Raw genomic sequence first — 17,856 nt, 5'->3', positions numbered from 1 at the left:
ACGAGAGCCTTGGAAAACTGGAGCTCAACGCGAGGGCCCTTGAATTCGCGAGGGAGCTGGGCGTTGGGAACTACGAGGAACTTCTTCTCCTCAAGGGGCTTGGGCCGAGCACGCTGAGGGCCCTCTCCCTCGTGGTCGAGCTGGTCTATGAGACGCCCCCGAGCTGGAAGGACAGAGTAACGCACCCGCCGGACCCCTTCAAGTTCACCTACGCCCTTGGCGGAAAGGACCGCGTTCCGTTCCCTGTCGAGAGGAGAACCTACGACGACCTAATCTCCTTCCTTGAGAAGCTCGTCGAGAGAAACCGCGAGGAGAGGGTACTCGTTAGAAACGTGGCGAAGATTACCAAGAACTGGAAGTTTCCCAGCGAGGAGAAAACTCCAACCCCTTAGATATGCCTCAACGTCCATATCAGCACTTCGATGTTCATCTTTTCGTCCAGGTAAGGTTATAAACATTGGCGAGAAGGAAGAGCGGTGAGGTTCATGGCGCTGAGCGACAGACTCGAACTCGTCAACCCTTCTGAGATTAGAAAGCTCTTCGACCTTGCCCAGGGCGTTGAGGGTCTCATATCACTTGGAATCGGTGAACCTGACTTCGACACGCCGGAGCATATAAAGGAATACGCTAAGGAGGCCCTTGATAAGGGCATGACGCACTACGGCCCGAACGCGGGTTTGCCGATGCTCCGCGAGGCGATAGCGAGAAAGCTCAGGAAGCAGAACGGCATCGAGGCCGACCCGAAGAGCGAAATAATGGTGCTCGTTGGGGCGAACCAGGCTTTTATTATGGGCCTTGCAACGTTTCTCAAGGATGGGGAAGAAGTCCTCATCCCGAGTCCGATGTTCGTCAGCTATGCCCCGGCCGTCATTCTCGCCGGAGGAAAACCGATTGAGGTCCCGACCTACGAGGAGAACGAGTTCCGCCTTTCCGTTGACGACCTCGAAAAGCACGTGAGCGACAAAACCAGGGCGCTCATCATAAACTCCCCGAACAACCCGACCGGCGCGGTTCTGACTAAGAAGGACCTTGAGGAGATTGCAGACTTCGCGGTCGAGCACGACCTCATAATCCTGAGCGACGAGGTTTATGAGCACTTCGTTTACGACGGGGCCAAGAACCACAGCATCGCTTCCCTCGACGGCATGTTCGAGCGGACGATAACGATAAACGGCTTCTCCAAGACCTTCGCCATGACCGGCTGGCGCCTCGGCTTTGTCGCGGCTCCCGCATGGATAATCGAGAAGATGACTCGCTTCCAGATGTACAACGCCACCTGTCCGGTTACCTTCGCCCAGTACGCCGCCGCGAAGGCCCTCGAGGACGAGAGGAGCTGGAAGGCAGTCGAAGAGATGAGACAGGAGTACAACAGGAGAAGGAACCTCGTCTGGAAGCGCCTCAACGAGATGGGTCTTCCAACGGTTAAGCCCAAGGGAGCGTTCTACATATTCCCGAGGATTAGGGACACCGGCTTAACCGACAAGGAGTTCAGCGAGCTCATGTTGAAAGAAGCCAAGGTCGCTGTCGTTCCGGGCTCAGCCTTCGGAAAGGCTGGCGAGGGCTACATAAGGATAAGCTACGCAACAGCTTATGAGAAGCTTGAGGAAGCTATGGACAGGATGGAGAAGGTTTTGAGGGAGAAAAAGCTCGTTTAATCTCCAAAAATCCCCCTGCTTCTCTTTATTATTATCTCAACGACTCTATCAACGTTTCTCGCACCGAGTATGTTCATAACGTCAACGTAGCCAAGCTTGACCTTCCGGAGGCCACCCCTCTCATCGTAATAGTTGAGCAGGGTATCACCGTTCTCAATCGTCACCCAGTAGCCCCCACCGGTCTTAGCAAGACGTTTGTTTATTTCATCTAAAAACCTCTTTCTGTGCCTTGAAATCCGCTCCCTAACCTCACGGGGAATTACATCATTACTGAGGTGAATCATCCGCAGGTAGGCACTGAATGTTGCCCAATCGGCAGGACTGGGGCCTTTTTCGAGTCTTTGAAGGAGAGGATAGTTATCAACTACCATCAGGCGCTGAATGTCCCTTCTTAGCTCTCTCAAATCGGCCCTGAGGCGCTTAACCGTCTCCTCGGGCAGCTTCACCCTCATCGCTTCCACAACTACCACCGCGTGGGGGTTGAGGCAATTTGTTATAACCTTTCTTTATGTAGGTGTTGAACGGGCGACAGACTTTATGATTATCAAGTGGTAGTTTCAAAATTACCACTAAACAGAACCCAAAGTTAATGGGAAGAATGACGAACACTTCAGAGGGACTTCAGTTCAACGTTAATGACATTATCGGCCAAGATTATTTCTGCATAGTACCTCCTGAAGAGTGGGCCGGGGTTCACGATTACCGTTTCCCCAACATGGTCAACGCTCCTCGCCTCGTGGATGTGGCCCGTGATGACAAGCGGCGGCTGGTTCTCCTCGATGAACTCTCTGAGAGCCCTGCTTCCGACGTGAAGGCCGGAATGGACGAGGTCAGCCTTTGTGTCTCTCGGCGGAACGTGGGAGAGAATTATATCGCCGGGGCGGTAGTTCCTCAGCAGGATTTCTCGAATTTCATCCTCGCTGAGCTCCCAGATTGTGTTGAAGGGCGTTATGTTTGAGCCTCCAACTCCAACGAATCCAATTCCGCTGAGCTCCCTTCTCCTGTCGTGAATCCAGATTCCAAGTTCGTCGAGCAACTCTGGAACGTCCCTGCCGTCGCAGTTGCCGTGAACCGCGAGTATTGGAACGCCCGTCTCAAGGAGGGGCCCGAGAACCTTCCTGGCAGTTTCGGCTCCCGAAAAGTGGGTTATGTCGCCCGCTATGAGGAGAACGTCGGGCTTCTCTCCCACGAGGAGCTCGGCAAGTTTTTCGCTCATCTTCACGTTGCCGTGAAGGTCTGTTATCGCGACGAGCCTCACCCCCTTTCACCCCCGTAACCGGGAAGACCCAATGCGCTTAAGCTTTACTTCGCTGATTGACGAAATAAACTTTGACGTTCACCGAAAACCTTATAAGGTTTAGGGCCCCCCTAATGGAGTAGGTGATACCATGGAGAGGGTTAAGTCAATCCTCCAGAGGAGGCTTGAGGTCGTCAAGAAGAGGAAGGAGCTCCTCATCCTCGAGGAGGCGAGGCTCGTTAGAATGGCCAAGCAGAAGAAGAACGTTGCCGTTAAGCTCGCGAAAGTCAAGAGCGAGAAGCTCGCCATAATGGCCGAAGAGGCCAGACTCCTGAGGACTCTCAAGCAGAGCAGTTACTCCTACTGACTTCTAAACTTTTGGATTTCAGAACAGTGGAAAAGAGGGGAGGGAATTCAGAAGACGTTCAGCTTGTCGTCGAGAATCATCTTCTGTATCTTGGTTATGTTGGCGAGCCACTCGTCGGCAATCTCGTAGGCCGGCTTCTGGAGGACGTCAATTGAGTAGCCCTTCTTCGGGATTATCTGGATGCTCGCTACGAGTGGCTCGTCGATGGGCTTGCCTATCTGGCTGAGTATCCTGACGTAGACCTCCTCGACGCCCTCGACCTGCTCGGCGATGTCGTTTGCTATGAGCATTGAGAGGAGGTTGTAAATCTTTCCAACGTGGCTGACCGGGTTCTTACCGGCGGCGGCCTCCATACTCATGTGCCTGTTCGGGGTGATGAGGCCGTTGACGCGGTTGCCCCTTCCGACGCTACCGTCGTCACCGGCTTCGGCGCTCGTTCCGGTGACGGTGATGTAGTAGATGCCGTTCTTCGGGTCGTCGGCGGTGTTGACGTAGATGTTGACCTTCCTCTCGGTGTGGGACTCGACGATCTCCTTGGCCTTCTCGTAGATGGCCTCCTTGACGGCCATGTACTCGTCCGGGTTGGCGACCTCGCTGTCAACTATGGCTGCAGCTATGGTGAGGTCAATCTCGTCGCCCTTCCTGAGGCCCATGACCTTGATGTCCTCGCCAACCGCCGGCCACTCCTTCTTGAACTCGTCGCTGTTGAGGGCTTTCTCAGTCTCGAGGACTATCCTCTCCGTCTCGCTGAGCGGAGCGTAGCCGACACCGAAGCTGGTGTCGTTGGCGAGCGGAATCGGGTTCTCCTTGGCCTTGTTGAAGACTCCAACGAGGTCAACACTTCCCTGCCCTATGCGGGAGTCAATGATGACGTGGTTCTCGATGTCGAGGTGCCTGACGGCCTTCCTGAGGTACTCCTTCGCGGCCTTTATTGCAATCTCGTGAACCGGGAAGAACTCGCGGTCAACCATCTCGACGGCCCTTCCAGAGAGGAGGATGTAAATAGGCTTGATGACCTCACCACCGCCGAACTGCGGATAGGCCCTGCCACCAACGACCTCGACCTGGTCGGTGTTGTGGTGGAGGATGATGCCGTATCTCTTGATGTACTCCCTGCTGAGGGCCCTGCTGACGGCCTCGGCTATACCATCGGCTATGCTGTCGGGGTGGCCGATTCCCTTCCTCTCGACGAGCTCAACCTTCTGCATCTCGACTGGAGTCCTGACGAGCTCCTCAACGACGATGTTCCTAACCTTCTCAGCCATGAGCGTCACCACCTTTCTTTTAGCAAAGCCCGCTTCGGTGGAACGCTTATATAATTTTCGGCATGAATTAGGAAAACTAACATTCCTGGGAGTTATTAACTTCGAAAGCCTTAAAATTTTGACCGAAGAATTTTCTACGACGGTCCCGCCCGGTTGGCCCGCCGGACGGAGTGGGCTAAGCCTTCGATGAGGTTCCGTGGACGATGCCGGGCGGACAGGGCCCGCCTCCTCCGGACCGCCGGAGACTGGCGACGCCTTCGATGATGGTGGGGGATGGGTCGGGCCCACATTTTTAAGTCCGTTCTCCAATTCCCTCTGGTGGGAACATGGAGATAGAAGAGATAATCGAGTCAGTTCGAAAAGTTCTCGACGAGAAGGATTCCCTGAGGGAGGAGGCGCTCAAGGTCACGAGGGAAATAGTGAGGCTCAGCGGAGATGCCGTCAAGGCCGTTCACCGGAACGACTTAAACCTTGCGGAGGAACGGTTGAGCGAAGCCGGAAAGCGGGTGGAACTGCTGAGGGAGACGCTGAAGAACCATCCTGACCTCTACTACTCCGGCTACGTCCAGACCGCCCATCAGGAGTTCGTCGAGGCGTCCCTTCTTCTCAGCTACGTCCGTGGAAGGCCGTACCCAACTCCCGGAGAGCTCGGTGTCCCCGAGGCGGACTACGCTCTCGGCGTCGGGGACTTTATAGGCGAGCTCAGGAGGTACTTCCTCCACAGGCTCCTTGAGGGAAACCTCGACACCGCCGAGGCGGTTTACCGTGAGATGGAGAGGGTTCACAACGCCCTCATAACGCTTGAGTATCCAAAGGGGCTTGTTAACGTGAGGCAGAAGCAGGACCAGGCCCGCTACGCCCTGGAGAGAACCCTTGAAGACCTCACGAGGGCCAAGCTCAACAGGAGCCTTGAGGAGAAACTTGAAAAGGCCCTAAAGAATGACTGAATTAAAGGATTACATAATTACCGAAAAACTCAAAAAGATAGCCGAGCTCCAGAGGAGTCTCTCAAGAAGGGTAGTCGAGAGACCGCTCGACATCAGCAGGGTGAAGACCGTTGGAGCGGTTGACGTCTCCTACCGGGGAGATGATGCAGTCTCGGCCCTCGTAATATGCACCTTTCCCGAGTGCGAGCCAATCGAGACGAGAACAGCCAGGGTCAAGGTGGCCTTTCCCTACGTTCCCACCTACTTTTTCCTCCGCGAGACTGGACCGGTCCTGAGGGTAGTCAAAAAAGCGGACTTCGACGTTCTTCTTGTTGAGGGCCACGGGAGGGCACACCCTCGAGGCTACGGACTGGCTTCCCACATCGGGCTAATCCTCGGAAGGCCCGTCATAGGCGTGGCAAAGAGAGCGCTCCGCAGTGTGCCGGAGAACCTCTACGAAAGGGTAGGAAAAGCTTATGTAAGCGTCGGACATCTGGTCGATTTGAGGTCGGCGGTTGAGGTCGTGAAGGCACTTGGCGAAAGCTATCCAAAACCGCTCAGGCTCGCTGACAGGCTTTCAAGGGTGAGAAAATGAAAAAGATAAAGCTCCTCGTTGCACTCGCAAGAAAAGGTGCTGTCGGAAAGATGGTTCGCATTACAGTAAGAGAGCTCGCGGACGAGCTTGGGGTCTCACCTCAAACTGTTTTGAGGCTCCTCAGGGAGATGGAGGAAGAGGGGCTGATAGAAAGGAACGTGGCGGGTAAGAAGACCCTCATGGAGGTAACGCCCGAAGGGGCAAGCTTCCTTCAGAGGCTCTGCGACGAGATTTCAGAGGCCCTCTCGACCGGCGTGATTGTCGGGGAGGTCGTTTCGGGCCTCGGAGAAGGTGCCTACTACGTCAGGCAGTACGCGCCCCTAATTAGGGAGTACCTTGGATTTGAGCCCTATCCCGGAACGCTGAACGTCCGAGTCCTCTTCCCAAAGACGGTCTTCGATGCCCTCTGCAACGCGAGGCCCGTTATAATCCCGGGTTTTACCAGGGAGGGGAGGACCTTCGGCGACGTTAAGGCCTACCGCGTGAGGATTGACGGCGTTGAGGGGGCGATTGTGATACCCTCAAGAACAGTCCATCCCCCCAAGATTGCAGAGATAGTGGCTCCGGTAAACCTGAGGAAAAAGCTCGGCCTCAACGACGGCGACAGGATTAGGATTGAGGTGGTAGAATGAAGGTCAACGTCGGAGCAACTTTAACGTTTGCGGGGGTTGGTGCGTTCTTCGGTTTTCTCCTGGCGGTCTTCGCCTACGGGCCCTACGAAAACCAGCTCTTCTCATACGGAATCTACGTGGGGCTCATCATCGGGGCCATTCTCGGCCTGAGGGCCGACGAAGAATGGGACTTCAGGACTTCAGCAGTTTCCTTCGCCCTCGGCGCGGTTGTGACGCTTGCCCTCGCCCTTTGGTGGGCAAACAGAGGAATAAACGCAACCTTCGCCAATATCATGCTTGGAATCGTCCTCGGGACGAGCCTTTTCATCAAGCCCACGAACTTCACGGACGCCCTTCTAAGCCCCGCAACGTACCTTGGGGGAGCGTCTGCGGTGTTGCTCCTCCTAAAGGACTACGGCCCCCTGCAGTCGGTGGAACACGGGGTTACCGCGATACTCATCGTCACCGGCAGTGCGATGGCGCTCACCTTCTTCGGGGCGCTCGGCAGGTGGGGCTTCGAGAAGTTCAGGAACTTCGGCAAGAAAGGCAAGTAGCAACGCTTAAATATGCTCATTGATAACCTAAGGCGGTGATTGAAATGGTGATGAGGCTCTCAAAGCTTTACGGCAAGCAGATTTACAACACAAAGGGCTACTACGTTGGTTACGTTGATGAGGTTCTAATCGATATTGACCAGGGAAGGGGAAAGGTTCTCGCGCTTGTCCTGCCCGGTGAAAAGGTTGGAATTCCCTACGACCGCGTCACGGCCATCGGCGACATCGTTCTCGTGAAAGCGAAGGAGGATTAGCCCTCTTTCACCTTTAACGCTTCTAAGAACCTTTCTGTGACAGCCTCTTCCACGAGCTTCAGCAGGGAGTTCTTGTCCTTGGCGAGCTTGAAGATTCCGAGGCTTATCCTCGCACCGCCGGCTCTGGCATGGCCACCACCGCTTCCCATCTCACCGAAGGCCTCTTTCATCACCGCGCCGATGTTTACTCTAACGTCCCTCGTCCTCGCGGAAATCTCAATCTTGTCGTCCACTATGCCGAAGACGAGAACCGTTGTTATTCCCTCAAGGCGGAGGAGGAAGTCCGCCGCTTCCGCAAGGGCGTCGCGGTTGGTTATGAATCCCACGTTGCTTATTATGACGTTCTTGTAAATCCTCCTGTGCATTATGGCCCTCGCAAGGATTTCGGCAGTTTCGGTGCTAATGTCAGGGTGCTCAATCTTGTCAAGGAGCTCGTAGTCAACTTTACCGGCCAGGAACTCTATCGCCTTCAGGTCAACGGGGCTCAGCTTCGAGAACTTCTTCGTGTCTATGTAGATTCCGTAGAAGAGGGCAGTTGCGAGCGGTGGCGAAACCGAGATGTTGAGCCCCCTGAGGTACTCGACCAGAATCGAGGAGGCCGAGTTGACATCGGGCCTGATGTCAAGGAACGCGTCCTCGGGGATGACGTCCGAGAGGTGCTGGAGAACCTGGTGGTGGTCTATGACGATTTTAATCCTGCCGTAGTCGGAGCTTTCAAGGATGGTGAGGTTCCCGTTTGGCTGGCAGTCAACGAGCGCTATGAATGGGTAGCGCTTCAGCTCGTAGGAGCCCCGGGAGACGCGCGTGACCTCGATTCCGAGGAGGTTTACAAAGGCCCTGTTCTCGTGGTGGGTTATCTCACCCCCGTGGACTATCTTTGTCTTGAAGCCGAGCGTTTGGGCTATGAGGCTCAGCGCGGCGGCGCTCGCAAGGGAATCTGGGTCGGGGTTGTCGTGCATGACGATGAGGAGGGAATTGCTCTCGTTCTTCAGCTCGCGGAGCTTCTTCACGAGGAGGTTGACGTTCTTCCGCTCGCCGATGTGCTTCACCATGCCGATAAGGGCGTCCCTCAGGGCGGTTCTCGGAGAGATGGCGTAATCCACTTTGACGTCGGCTTCAAAGCTCTCCTTTATGTTCTCGGTGAGTTCCTCAAGGCTGATTTCATCCGGAAGAACGGTGAGTATTGGAACCTCCTTGTTGTTGGTTCTGATTACATAGACCGTTTTCTTGATTGTATCAACGTCCATGGTTGTGATTATTACTAGTTCCGACTTCTCAACTCCAGCCTTCAGGAGGGTAGCGGTGTAGGAGAAGTCGCCCTGGACGACGTGGAAACCGCTCTCCTCCAGAGCCCGTGCGCGGATTTCGTCCTTCTCAACGATGACTATGTCAAACTCTCCCTTGAGTGCCTCGGCTATCGAGCGTCCGAGGACCCCTCCACCGAGGATGAGGATTCTCATCAGCATCACCCGTTTTCTGCACAACAATGTTTAAATAGGGGCTTTGATATACTAAGCCGTGAATTCCTTCCGAGTTCTTTAAGCGGATAGAGATATATATAGCTAATGGTGGTGGAGATGCAGTTACCGGACAAGGCACCGCTCGTCGAGAACGTCGTGGTAACGTCGGCGGGCGAGCTCACTGAACTCATCAAAAAAGCCCTCAGTGAGGGCAAGGGGGCATTCCTCAAGATATTCGCCAAGGACAAGAAGGCGAAGTACTACATAACGGTGCTCTTCGATAGCTCAAAGGTTTTGGCGGTGGAATGCCTTATAGTTGACAATAAGCAAACGCTGATTGGAGCGGATGCAGTTAACCTTCTCAAATCTCTGCTCGGCAGGCCAATGGTCGTTGACGTTTATTCCCTCGACGAGATTGAAATGAAGCTTTCAATCGCTGAGAACCTTGACGTTTACTCTGAGACCCCCAAGATACCCCTGGAGGAGCTCTTCTCCGGTGGGTCAGTTCAGCCACCGAAAATTGAAGTTCCCAGACCACAACCGAGGCAGATTCCAGAGGAAAAGCCCAAAGAGAAACCCACGATTGAAGAAAAACCTGCTCCGACCGCCATTCCCAAACCTGCCCCCAAACCTGCTCCGAAACCCGTTGGAGGAAAGCCAGAGATAGTGGTTAACTTCACCGGAGGAAAAATCCCAGAGGAAGCCTTCAAGAAGTACGCTGAGAACATCATCAAAGAGGCGAGTAGGATAAGGGGCGTTTCAGTAAACAGGATAGAGTTTGACGCAAACGTAGGTGAGGGAGTCGTTTACCTCAACGTTCACGTCTACGGAAGCTCCGAGAGCACGGACAAGAGAAGCCTTGAGATAGCCGAGAAGAGACTGTTCCACATAGTCAGCAAGCACGCGCCGATAATCCTCAGGGAGGCCGAGTACAAGCCCATACTCAGAGACATAAGCGTCGTTCTCAACGGTGAGGAGGCTAGACCCCAGGAGATAGTTGAGAAGGACAAGAAGAAGACCGGAGCCGTAACGAAGGATGGAAGGATTCAGCTTTCTGTTCTCGAAGACGTCTGGCCGTACTTCAGCAACTTCGCGAGAACCGTCGTCAAAGAGCTTGAAACGGCTGGAATGAAGGTCACCAGGGCATACTTTGACGTGAAGGGAAGGAGAGAATTCGAGATAAACCTCTCCATTGCCGTTGAAGGCCCCTTTGACAAGGCGACTACGGAGAAAACCATCAGAACGATTCTCAGCAGGCACGCCAAAGAGCTCTCAAGCTCGATAAACCGCTACATAACCGTCCACAACGTTGAAGTTGAGCTCGTGGAGAGGTCCCTCAAGAGACCGGCGCCGGCGAAGAAGACTGTAACGAGCGGAAAAGCGGCGGAGATACTTGCCAAGAAGGAACTGCTTGAGAAGGAAGTCGAGAGGCTTCTGAAAGAGGCGGGAATAGAGGAGCTCGCACCGCTCACCGAGGAAAAGAAGAAAGAAGCCGAGGAGACCCTGCTGAGGAGCAGAATCGAGCCGGCAATAGAAACCCTCAAGAACAGAATCCACGCCGAGCTCAAGCTTATACCAAGGGTCACCTTCAAGTGGCTCAAGCTCAACCACGAGATTCAGGGCTCGACGGTTTACGTTGACATCGAGGCATCTTTTGTCAAGGAGAGCGTTGGCGGTCTCTTCGGCGCGTACTCCGGTGTTTCGGACGAGAGGATAAAGAGGGACATCACGGAAACGATAAACAGAATCATCCGCGACGTCTCAAGCGAGTACAGCGTTGCAATAAGGCCAAAGAAGATTAACGTAATCCTCCGCTGACCTTTCTATTTTCAGCACTCAAGATCGTCATCATCCTGACGTCAGCCCTGCCGAGGTCATCATCGCTGATAGTTGGCGCGTGATTATTAAGGTCTTTTTCATACTTTTATCTAAACGTTAAAGCACTAATTTTTTAAGGCTTCAATGTGAGCGAGGACCATGCAAACGCTAATCCTCGGAGTTGCACTGGCACTTGCATCGGCCTTCTCGTGGGCGTCCTCAACGATACTCGTCCGGGTGGGACTGAGAAGACTCTCCCCCATCGGCGCCAACATATTCAGGCTCTACGTTGCCTCAGCTCTCTTTCTGCTCATCTTCGCACTCACAGGAAACCTGAGCGTCTTCAAACTGCCTGCAAAGCTACTCATCCTCGCCTTCATATCCGCCCAGTTCGGCTTCGTCATAGGGGACTACTTCTACTTCAACGCCCTCAAGAGAATGGGCGTTTCAAGAACAGTACCGATAACATCTACCTATCCCCTCTGGGCAATCCTGTGGGCTATACTCTTCCTCGGCAGAACTGTTAAGCCCCACGTAATCATCGGAGCGGTTCTTGTCGTCCTGGCTATAATAATCGTCAAGAGGGCCGAGGAAGAGGAGCACGCTGACAGGCTCGGTTTCATCTTCGCGTTCATAGCACCAATCTCGTGGAGCGTCGCCATAACGATAATGGACTACCTGACGAAGAGTATACCCTCGCTCCAGCTGGCGGGAGTTAGAATGGTCTTCGCGGCCCTTGGAGTTTCGGTTTTTCTCCCGAGGTACGGGGAAGAGGTGAGGAGGATAAGCAGAAGAGAAGCATTAGTCCTCGTCGGTGCGGCGGTTCTCGGCCTAATCCTCGGTCAATACCTCTTCGTCTACTCTGTCTCCCTCGTCGGCTCGCCGATAGCCGCTCCAGTCTCGGCGATAAACCCGATAATAGCGTCCCTGCTCGCGGTTCTCCTACTGAGGGAGAAACCAAACGCGAGGATATTCGAGGGACTAATCCTGGCCGTCCTCGGCGTGATTCTCATATCCATCGGCTAAAGCTTTTAAGTCTCCCGTCCTATTCTTAACCGCCGACAGCGAGGGGACAATTCGTCTCCTCGCACGGGCTCGGTTTCCCGCCTCCGCGAGGTAGTCGGGTTCGATGAGCGGAGCGTGCTCACGCCGAGCCCACAGGGCCGGGAGCATCCACCCGCGTGAGCGAATGAGCGCGGGCCTCTGTGCCCGGCCCACAATTCGACGCCCTTCTGAGGAAGGCTTATAACCCCTAATCGCGTTTAATAACCGGTGGTTATTTATGGTGGTCATTCCCCGGCCGATTGACTCCAGGGAAATACGGCGAATTCGAAAGGAGCTCGGCATAACTCAAGAGGAGCTCGCCAGAAAAGCCGGCGTAACGCAGGCTTACATAGCGAAGCTCGAGGCCGGTAAGGTTGACCCGAGGCTCTCAACGCTGAATCGAATTCTCCAGGCCCTCCTCGAGTGCAAAAGGGCCCAGCCCAAAGCAAAAGACATCATGTCATCTCCTGTTATTTCAGTTAAACCCTACGAGAAGGTGGAGCGCGTTATCAAGCTGATGAACGAGCATAACATCTCCCAGATTCCCGTCGTTTCTGGAAACAAGGTCGTCGGCTCGGTGACGGAGCGAACACTTGTTAGGCAGAGCCTCGAATATGAGGATATCTACGACCATAAGGTTATGGAAGTGATGGAGGAGCCCTTCCCGATAGTCAACGAGGACGAGGACTTGGAGGTCGTTAAGTACCTCCTTGAGGACCATCCAGCAGTTCTCGTCCAGGACAGGGAGGGCAAGATAGTGGGAATCATAACGCGGGTTGACCTTTTCAGGGTCGGCAAAACATGACTTTTCTCCCCCGACCACAACTTTAAAAACCCCTCCTTCTCAACATCCCTGGACATTTAATCCGGACAAAACGTCCAGGTGATAACCATGAAGAGAACCGCACTCCTCGTCGTCCTGCTCCTGCTGGGAGCCGTTGTAGCGACGGGCTGTATCGCCTCAAACGAGAGCACGAGCTCAACCTCATCCCCCTCGACCACAGCTACACCAACCAGCCCAACGACCTCAACGACGAGTCAAGCAACCAGCTCCAGCACGACCCAGACCGAGAAGGGCTACTATCCGATAACGGTCAAGGACTTCATGAACAGAACGGTAACAATCAAAGAAGAACCTCAAAGGGTTGTTTCCCTTGCACCTGCCATAACCGAGGACCTCTACTACCTCGGCCTTCTTGACAGGGTCGTTGGAGACACCGGCTACGAGGACTGGCCCTCCGAGGTTAAAGACATCCCCAGCGTCGGTGGTTATGGAGCTTACGCAAGCCTTGAGAATATAGCCAGCCTCAAGCCGGATTTAATCATAGCCGACAACGCCGTCCTCTACAAGCAGGGCTACCTTGAGAGCCCTGAGAAGATTGCACCGGTTATAATCGTGGCCCCCAAGAGCCTCGACGAGATACCCGAGGCGATAGAACTCCTCGGCAAGGCATTCAACAAAAAAGATAAGGCCAAAGAGGTCATCAACGAGTTCAACGCCAAGGTCGATGCAATGAAGGAGCTCATGAAGGGTAAACCCAAGGTTAAGGTCCTCTACGTCGTCTGGAACGACCCGCTAACGACGGCCGGGGGAAACACCTTTATAAGTGACATCATCGGCATCGCCGGCGGTGTGAACATCTTCAACGACACCAAGAACTGGCCTCAGGTCAGCCTTGAGGAGGTTCTCGTAAGGAACCCGGACGTCATAATACTCACCCCCCACTGCGGTATGACCGTTGAGGAAGCCTACAAGCTCTTCGCTGGAACCAGCGCGGTTAAGAACGGCCGCGTTTACATGATTGAGAACGAGAACGACCTCATTCATCCGAGCCCGAGGCTCATCCGTGGAATCGAGACCATTGCAAGAATCCTCCACCCAGAGGCCTTCAAGACGGGCTACCCGCTCACGATTAAGGATATGGCCAACAGGACCGTTACAATCCCGAAGGAGCCTCAGAGGGTTGTTTCACTCGCCCCGAGCATCACCGAGACGATATTCTACCTCGGGGCCGGCAACAAGCTCGTCGGAGTTACGAAGTATGCAGACTGGCCTCCGGCGGTTAAGAACATTACCAGAATTGGTGGCTACGGAGCCTACGCGAACCTCGAAGAGATTGCAAAGCTCAAGCCAGACCTGATTATAGCGGACAACGCCGTGTTTTACAAGCAGGGCTTCCTCGAAGACCTTGAGAAAATTGCACCCGTCGTAATCGTTAACCCGAAGAGCATCGAAGGAATCTACCAGCAGGTTGAGCTACTCGGAAAGGTCCTCAACAGGGAGGCGCAGGCTTCCCTCGTCGTAGCCGAGATGAAGAGCCAGATAAGCCACATCGAAAGCCTCGTCGCAAATGCGAGCAGGCCGAGCGTTATGTACCTCGTCAGCACCTACAACGGCTACTGGATAGCAGGGAAGGACACCTTCGCAGATAGCATAATCTGGATTGCCGGTGGTAAGAACGCCTTCGAGGACGTTACTGGCTGGAAAGCGGTCAGTGCTGAGGAGATAGTGGCGAGGAACCCCGACGTGGTGATTATAGCTTCGGCCTACGTTGACCCGAAGATATTCTGCTCGGGCCCGCTCTCGACGATAAAAGCCGCCAAGGAGGGTAGAGTATACACCGTGAGCGACCCCAACGTCTTCCAGAGGCCCAGTCCGAGGATTGTGCTGGCAATCAAAGAGATGGCAGAACTACTTCACCCCGAGCTCTTCAAGTATCAGCCTCAGCCCCTCGTCTGCTCAGCCAACACGACGGCCAACGCGACCGGCTGATTTTTAAGTCCCATTCCCTTTTCTTTTCCGGTGATGACATGGAGAGGAGAACTGCCTACAGGGTTCTGCTCGTCATCGTGATAATCCTCGCGGTAATCTTCACGCTTGGCGTTATCGGAGTTGTTCCCTTCGTCTGGAGCGAGTACATAACCGTCTTCATGGTAATCCTGTTTTTCGCCCTCAGGTTCAGTAAAGGTGCTCAATCCTCGTGACCGAGAGGTAAACGAAGACCATCGCAAGCAGGAGCAGGACGAGGAGAGAGTAGAGGGGATTGACGACGTCGTAGTAGTGAAGCATCGCGAAGCGCAGGCCATCAACGGAGTACGTCATTGGGGTGAGCAGGCCTACGGCTATAAACCACCTCGGGAAGAGCAGGAGGGAAACTATTGCCCCACTCGTGAACATCATGGGCAGTCTTATGAGGTTGAGCCACGTCATGGCGTTTATCGGGTTCTCAACGACGAGGGAGACGTAGAGGCCGAGGGCGGAGAAGGCGACCGCCGAGAGAACGAGATAGACCACGAGGAGAGTAATGCTCCAGATTGGATACACCATGAAGAACCTCAGGAAGAGCAAGCTCACGAGGCCGACGAAGAGCCCGAAGAGGGAACCGGTCAGAACTTTCGCGAGGACAATCTCAAGGTAGCTTACTGGCGCAACGAGGAGCCTCTCAAACGTTCTCAGCCTTCTCTCAAAAATTACCGAAGAGGAAACGAAGGAGGTCGTGCCGAAGAGGACCGAGATGGAAAGAAGGCCGGGGGCGAGGTGGTCAACGTCGCCGAAGCGCACTGCAAACGCCAAGGTGAAGACGACCGGGAAAACGACGCCCCAGCTTATTGAACCGGGCTTCAACAGGTACTCCCTCAGCTCCTTCTCCGCTATTGTCAGAACTTTCAAAGGGGACACCCCCCACACGGGCACCTGGTCAGCTCGACGAAGACGTCTTCAATTCCGGGAATCTCAGTGCACAGGGAGGTAACCCTAAAGCCGAGCTCAGCTTTGAGCGAGTACAGCTCCTCCAGAAAGCGGTCAACGTCATCAACCTCGAAGACGAGCTTCCCCTCCTCGAAGGAAGGATTGTAGCGTTCAAGGGCCCTCAGAAGGGAAGAGCTCAGGGGCTCGACCGAGAGCCTGACGACGGTTTTTCTCCCAACCAGCTTCGCGAGCTCGATCCTCTTGCCCTCTGCGACTATCCTTCCTGCCTTCATTATCGCTATCCTCTGGGGAATCGTCTCGGCCTCAACCATGTTGTGGGTCGTTATGAAGACCGTCATCCCCTGCTTGTTCAGGGCGCGGGTTAGGGCCCTAACGGCCCTCGCGGAGTGAACGTCCAGGCCGTTCGTCGGCTCGTCGAGGAAGAGGATTTCGGGTTCGTGGACGAGGGCCGAGGCTATCGTAACCCTTCTCTTGAATCCGGTGCTCAGCCTCCCGAACTTCTTATCGGCTGGGAGCTCGAACTCCCTTATCAGCTCATCTACCCTCTCGCGGGGGGCGTTGTAGAGCTTTGCCATGAAGAGCAGGTTTTCCCTAACGGTCAGCTCGTCGTAAAGATTTGAAACGTCTGGAACGAGGCCTATCGAGCGCCTCACCGCAAGCCTCTCGGTCTTGACATTGAAGCCGTTCACGTAGGCCTCGCCGGAGGTTATGGAAGTAAGGGTCGTCAGCATTCTCACGGTTGTTGTCTTCCCCGCCCCGTTGGGACCGAGTAAGGCGAAGGCCTCTCCCCTCCTGACCTTGAAGCTGATTCCCCTTACCGCCTCGAAATCGCCGTAGCGCTTGACGAGGTTGTTAGCTACGACCGCTTCCTCCATAGCAGAACCCCCATGAGAACGACCGCCCCTAAGAGGAGGGCGCCGATGTAAGGGTTGAAGCCGAAGCCTTCACGAGTTGAGGTTTCAGTTGCAGACACTGTCGGTGAGACCCTCCCAAGGGCCCACGCCTCTATGACGCTGTAGCAGTTCTGGACGTCGTGGGAGCCGTACTCGGTAAGGAAATAACCCTTCGGCGAGAACGCAACATGGTAAGCCGTTCCGTTAAAACGCTGGAACCAGTCAACGGTTCCGTTTGGAGAAATCAGCTCAGCAGTCTTTCCGTAACTGACAACCGTGTAGTTATTCATCGTTGCGATGTCGTAGGCGTAACCAACCAGCGGGACGGAGTAGATAGCCTCTCCATCGAGGTCGAGCAGGGTAACGTTGCCGAAGTTTCCGGCAACAGCGATGCTCTTTCCGTCGGTTGAGATGGCCCTCGCGTAGCCGTTGAATTTCTTCTCCCAGAGAACCCTTCCATCGAGTGAATAAGCAACGACCTCGCTCCACGACTCCGACTGGGGAACCACGAGAGCTAAAACTTCATTTTTGGCGGTTAGGACTTTTCTCACGGGGCCAGGATTATCGTGCCAGAGGAGTTTTCCAGAGACCGAGAAGGAGTAGAGCCCCGAATCGGACCCAACAAAAACGGTGCCGTTCTGGAGCAAAACGCTCCAGGTGTAGTTCCCAACGCGCTTTTTCCAGAGGAGTTTTCCGTCCTGGAACAGATAAACCCATCCTGAGGCGTCACCAGCGACAGCAACGCTACCGTTGGAAGAAATTGAAACGCTAACGACGGCGTTTTTGAGTTCCATCTCCCATAAAACCTTCCCATCTCCGAAGGCCTGAAGCCATCTGCCTTCAGTTCCGATTAGGAGGGTACCGCCCTCGGAGAGCGCTGAGGAGTACGCTATTCCACGCGTCGGCGCTTTCCAGAGAAGTTTTCCGTCGGGACTCAACAGCTCCGCGTAGTAGCCGAAGGCGAGGCCGATTGTCCCGTTATCGTTGATTGCCATTGAGAACACGGCGCAGGTATCGGAGTAACTCCAGAGGTGGGATGGCTGAAGGGCAAGAACGTGAGGCTGAACCAGCAGGATGAGCGCGATTGCAACGAGCGTTCGGGTCTTCATCTTCCACACCGGCGTTCGTTTCTGGTTGGCTCCTAAAAATCTTTGCATAACTAAGGTTAGGGAGAGCCTTCTCTGATAGGATAGTGAACCATGCTGGGTATTACTAAGCTCCCTCTCTTTTTTATGAGGCCAATTGCGTGAGGAACTGTTCCATTTTAGTTCATTCCTAATGTCCAAACAGGGACATAAAGAATCCTGGGACATCCTTAAAAAGAGTTTCAACGTAACTAAGATGAGTGATGCCCATGGAGGCCTTCAAGTGTGAACGATGCGGGGCACCCCTTGAGGTGACCCCGGAAACGATTGTTGCCGTCTGTCCGTACTGCGGTTTCCCAAACCACCTGAGCGGGAACCTCAGG

21 protein-coding genes are annotated in these 17,856 nt (G+C 54.4%); 14 read left to right on the top strand and 7 right to left on the bottom strand.

Annotated features, from left to right (window positions below; translation table 11 throughout):
• On the top strand, positions 1-392 hold a 392-nt coding region (locus tag MVO87_RS08545), incomplete at its 5' end, for a DUF763 domain-containing protein (protein WP_297552887.1).
• A gap of 93 nt (positions 393-485) precedes the next feature.
• Entirely contained in the window at positions 486-1,655 is a 1,170-nt protein-coding gene (locus MVO87_RS08540) for a pyridoxal phosphate-dependent aminotransferase (RefSeq protein WP_297516747.1), read from the top strand.
• Here the strand turns inward: MVO87_RS08540 and MVO87_RS08535 are convergent.
• A complete protein-coding gene (locus tag MVO87_RS08535; protein ID WP_297516714.1) occupies positions 1,652-2,125 on the bottom strand; it encodes a hypothetical protein in 474 nt (157 codons plus the stop codon). The genes MVO87_RS08540 and MVO87_RS08535 overlap by 4 nt on opposite strands.
• A 140-nt stretch (positions 2,126-2,265) precedes the next feature.
• Entirely contained in the window at positions 2,266-2,913 is a 648-nt protein-coding gene (locus MVO87_RS08530; protein WP_297516717.1) for a metallophosphoesterase, read from the bottom strand.
• Positions 2,914-3,043: 130 nt separating this feature from the next.
• Between MVO87_RS08530 and MVO87_RS08525 the strand changes: the two genes are divergently transcribed.
• Positions 3,044-3,259, top strand: coding sequence for a hypothetical protein (locus MVO87_RS08525; RefSeq protein ID WP_297516719.1), 216 nt, complete (start codon positions 3,044-3,046; stop codon positions 3,257-3,259).
• 47 nt (positions 3,260-3,306) lie between these two features.
• On the opposite strand, the gene MVO87_RS08520 is transcribed toward MVO87_RS08525, so the two are convergent.
• A complete protein-coding gene (locus MVO87_RS08520; RefSeq protein WP_297516749.1) occupies positions 3,307-4,524 on the bottom strand; it encodes a methionine adenosyltransferase in 1,218 nt (405 codons plus the stop codon).
• A gap of 326 nt (positions 4,525-4,850) precedes the next feature.
• Between MVO87_RS08520 and MVO87_RS08515 the strand changes: the two genes are divergently transcribed.
• Genes MVO87_RS08515 through MVO87_RS08495 form a run of 5 tightly spaced genes read left to right on the top strand, consistent with a single transcriptional unit; the run spans position 4,851 to position 7,464 of the window.
• Positions 4,851-5,471 (top strand): translin family protein, encoded by a 621-nt coding sequence (locus MVO87_RS08515; protein WP_297516721.1) that lies wholly within the window; start codon positions 4,851-4,853, stop codon positions 5,469-5,471.
• The gene (locus tag MVO87_RS08510; protein WP_297516723.1) at positions 5,464-6,045 is read left to right on the top strand and encodes an endonuclease V; all 582 of its coding nucleotides are present in this window, start codon (positions 5,464-5,466) and stop codon (positions 6,043-6,045) included. The genes MVO87_RS08515 and MVO87_RS08510 overlap by 8 nt, the downstream gene beginning before the upstream one ends.
• Positions 6,042-6,677: a DUF120 domain-containing protein gene (locus MVO87_RS08505; RefSeq protein WP_297516725.1), complete on the top strand. Its 636-nt coding sequence runs from the start codon at positions 6,042-6,044 to the stop codon at positions 6,675-6,677. Before MVO87_RS08510 ends, MVO87_RS08505 begins: the two co-directional genes overlap by 4 nt.
• A complete protein-coding gene (locus MVO87_RS08500; protein ID WP_297516727.1) occupies positions 6,674-7,210 on the top strand; it encodes a hypothetical protein in 537 nt (178 codons plus the stop codon). The genes MVO87_RS08505 and MVO87_RS08500 overlap by 4 nt, the downstream gene beginning before the upstream one ends.
• Positions 7,211-7,254: 44 nt before the next feature.
• Positions 7,255-7,464: a PRC-barrel domain-containing protein gene (locus MVO87_RS08495; protein WP_297516751.1), complete on the top strand. Its 210-nt coding sequence runs from the start codon at positions 7,255-7,257 to the stop codon at positions 7,462-7,464.
• Here MVO87_RS08495 and MVO87_RS08490 read toward each other — a convergent pair.
• On the bottom strand, positions 7,461-8,924 hold the full coding sequence (locus MVO87_RS08490; RefSeq protein WP_297516753.1) for a DHH family phosphoesterase: 1,464 nt from the start codon (positions 8,922-8,924) through the stop codon (positions 7,461-7,463). The two genes, MVO87_RS08495 and MVO87_RS08490, sit on opposite strands and share 4 nt — an antisense overlap.
• A 117-nt stretch (positions 8,925-9,041) precedes the next feature.
• Between MVO87_RS08490 and MVO87_RS08485 the strand changes: the two genes are divergently transcribed.
• The 5 genes from MVO87_RS08485 to MVO87_RS08465 all read left to right on the top strand — a co-directional run bounded on the left by MVO87_RS08485 (position 9,042) and on the right by MVO87_RS08465 (position 14,771).
• Entirely contained in the window at positions 9,042-10,742 is a 1,701-nt protein-coding gene (locus tag MVO87_RS08485; protein WP_297516755.1) for a DUF2226 domain-containing protein, read from the top strand.
• A gap of 159 nt (positions 10,743-10,901) precedes the next feature.
• On the top strand, positions 10,902-11,768 hold the full coding sequence (locus MVO87_RS08480) for a DMT family transporter (RefSeq protein ID WP_297516729.1): 867 nt from the start codon (positions 10,902-10,904) through the stop codon (positions 11,766-11,768).
• A gap of 256 nt (positions 11,769-12,024) precedes the next feature.
• Positions 12,025-12,591, top strand: a complete 567-nt coding sequence (gene relB, locus MVO87_RS08475) for a type II toxin-antitoxin system RelB family anti-toxin (RefSeq protein WP_297516731.1) — start codon at positions 12,025-12,027, stop codon at positions 12,589-12,591.
• An 87-nt stretch (positions 12,592-12,678) separates the two neighbouring features.
• A complete protein-coding gene (locus MVO87_RS08470) occupies positions 12,679-14,559 on the top strand; it encodes an ABC transporter substrate-binding protein (RefSeq protein WP_297552885.1) in 1,881 nt (626 codons plus the stop codon).
• Between the two features lie 38 nt (positions 14,560-14,597).
• Positions 14,598-14,771, top strand: coding sequence for a hypothetical protein (locus tag MVO87_RS08465; protein WP_297516734.1), 174 nt, complete (start codon positions 14,598-14,600; stop codon positions 14,769-14,771).
• On the opposite strand, the gene MVO87_RS08460 is transcribed toward MVO87_RS08465, so the two are convergent.
• The 3 genes from MVO87_RS08460 to MVO87_RS08450 are packed head-to-tail and all read right to left on the bottom strand — an operon-like array spanning position 14,746 to position 17,497.
• Positions 14,746-15,465, bottom strand: a complete 720-nt coding sequence (locus MVO87_RS08460) for an ABC transporter permease (protein WP_297516736.1) — start codon at positions 15,463-15,465, stop codon at positions 14,746-14,748. The two genes, MVO87_RS08465 and MVO87_RS08460, sit on opposite strands and share 26 nt — an antisense overlap.
• Positions 15,453-16,370, bottom strand: a complete 918-nt coding sequence (locus tag MVO87_RS08455) for an ABC transporter ATP-binding protein (protein WP_297552883.1) — start codon at positions 16,368-16,370, stop codon at positions 15,453-15,455. Before MVO87_RS08455 ends, MVO87_RS08460 begins: the two co-directional genes overlap by 13 nt.
• Entirely contained in the window at positions 16,352-17,497 is a 1,146-nt protein-coding gene (locus MVO87_RS08450) for a DUF5711 family protein (protein ID WP_297552889.1), read from the bottom strand. The genes MVO87_RS08455 and MVO87_RS08450 overlap by 19 nt, the downstream gene beginning before the upstream one ends.
• A gap of 245 nt (positions 17,498-17,742) precedes the next feature.
• Here MVO87_RS08450 and MVO87_RS11305 point away from each other — a divergent pair.
• The coding region (locus MVO87_RS11305) for a TFIIB-type zinc ribbon-containing protein (protein WP_524540275.1) at positions 17,743-17,856 on the top strand (114 nt) is incomplete at its 3' end.

Origin of the sequence: Thermococcus sp. (assembly GCF_027063845.1) — an archaeon.
GTDB lineage: Archaea > Methanobacteriota_B > Thermococci > Thermococcales > Thermococcaceae > Thermococcus.
The sequence above is the reverse complement of the archived record's forward strand: the minus strand, read 5'-3'. Positions and strand labels throughout refer to the sequence as shown.

What these genes read in the sequence shown, in the direction of transcription:
- MVO87_RS08520 (WP_297516749.1), bottom strand. Translation starts at nt 4,524, where the DNA reads ATGGCTGAGAAGGTTAGGAACATCGTCGTTGAGGAGCTCGTCAGGACT.
- relB (WP_297516731.1), top strand. Translation starts at nt 12,025, where the DNA reads ATGGTGGTCATTCCCCGGCCGATTGACTCCAGGGAAATACGGCGAATT.
- MVO87_RS08540 (WP_297516747.1), top strand. Translation starts at nt 486, where the DNA reads ATGGCGCTGAGCGACAGACTCGAACTCGTCAACCCTTCTGAGATTAGA.
- MVO87_RS08490 (WP_297516753.1), bottom strand. Translation starts at nt 8,924, where the DNA reads ATGAGAATCCTCATCCTCGGTGGAGGGGTCCTCGGACGCTCGATAGCC.
- MVO87_RS08500 (WP_297516727.1), top strand. Translation starts at nt 6,674, where the DNA reads ATGAAGGTCAACGTCGGAGCAACTTTAACGTTTGCGGGGGTTGGTGCG.
- MVO87_RS08465 (WP_297516734.1), top strand. Translation starts at nt 14,598, where the DNA reads ATGGAGAGGAGAACTGCCTACAGGGTTCTGCTCGTCATCGTGATAATC.
- MVO87_RS08510 (WP_297516723.1), top strand. Translation starts at nt 5,464, where the DNA reads ATGACTGAATTAAAGGATTACATAATTACCGAAAAACTCAAAAAGATA.
- MVO87_RS08505 (WP_297516725.1), top strand. Translation starts at nt 6,042, where the DNA reads ATGAAAAAGATAAAGCTCCTCGTTGCACTCGCAAGAAAAGGTGCTGTC.
- MVO87_RS08450 (WP_297552889.1), bottom strand. Translation starts at nt 17,497, where the DNA reads ATGAAGACCCGAACGCTCGTTGCAATCGCGCTCATCCTGCTGGTTCAG.
- MVO87_RS08495 (WP_297516751.1), top strand. Translation starts at nt 7,255, where the DNA reads ATGGTGATGAGGCTCTCAAAGCTTTACGGCAAGCAGATTTACAACACA.
- MVO87_RS08455 (WP_297552883.1), bottom strand. Translation starts at nt 16,370, where the DNA reads ATGGAGGAAGCGGTCGTAGCTAACAACCTCGTCAAGCGCTACGGCGAT.
- MVO87_RS08525 (WP_297516719.1), top strand. Translation starts at nt 3,044, where the DNA reads ATGGAGAGGGTTAAGTCAATCCTCCAGAGGAGGCTTGAGGTCGTCAAG.
- MVO87_RS08470 (WP_297552885.1), top strand. Translation starts at nt 12,679, where the DNA reads ATGAAGAGAACCGCACTCCTCGTCGTCCTGCTCCTGCTGGGAGCCGTT.
- MVO87_RS08485 (WP_297516755.1), top strand. Translation starts at nt 9,042, where the DNA reads ATGCAGTTACCGGACAAGGCACCGCTCGTCGAGAACGTCGTGGTAACG.
- MVO87_RS08515 (WP_297516721.1), top strand. Translation starts at nt 4,851, where the DNA reads ATGGAGATAGAAGAGATAATCGAGTCAGTTCGAAAAGTTCTCGACGAG.
- MVO87_RS08480 (WP_297516729.1), top strand. Translation starts at nt 10,902, where the DNA reads ATGCAAACGCTAATCCTCGGAGTTGCACTGGCACTTGCATCGGCCTTC.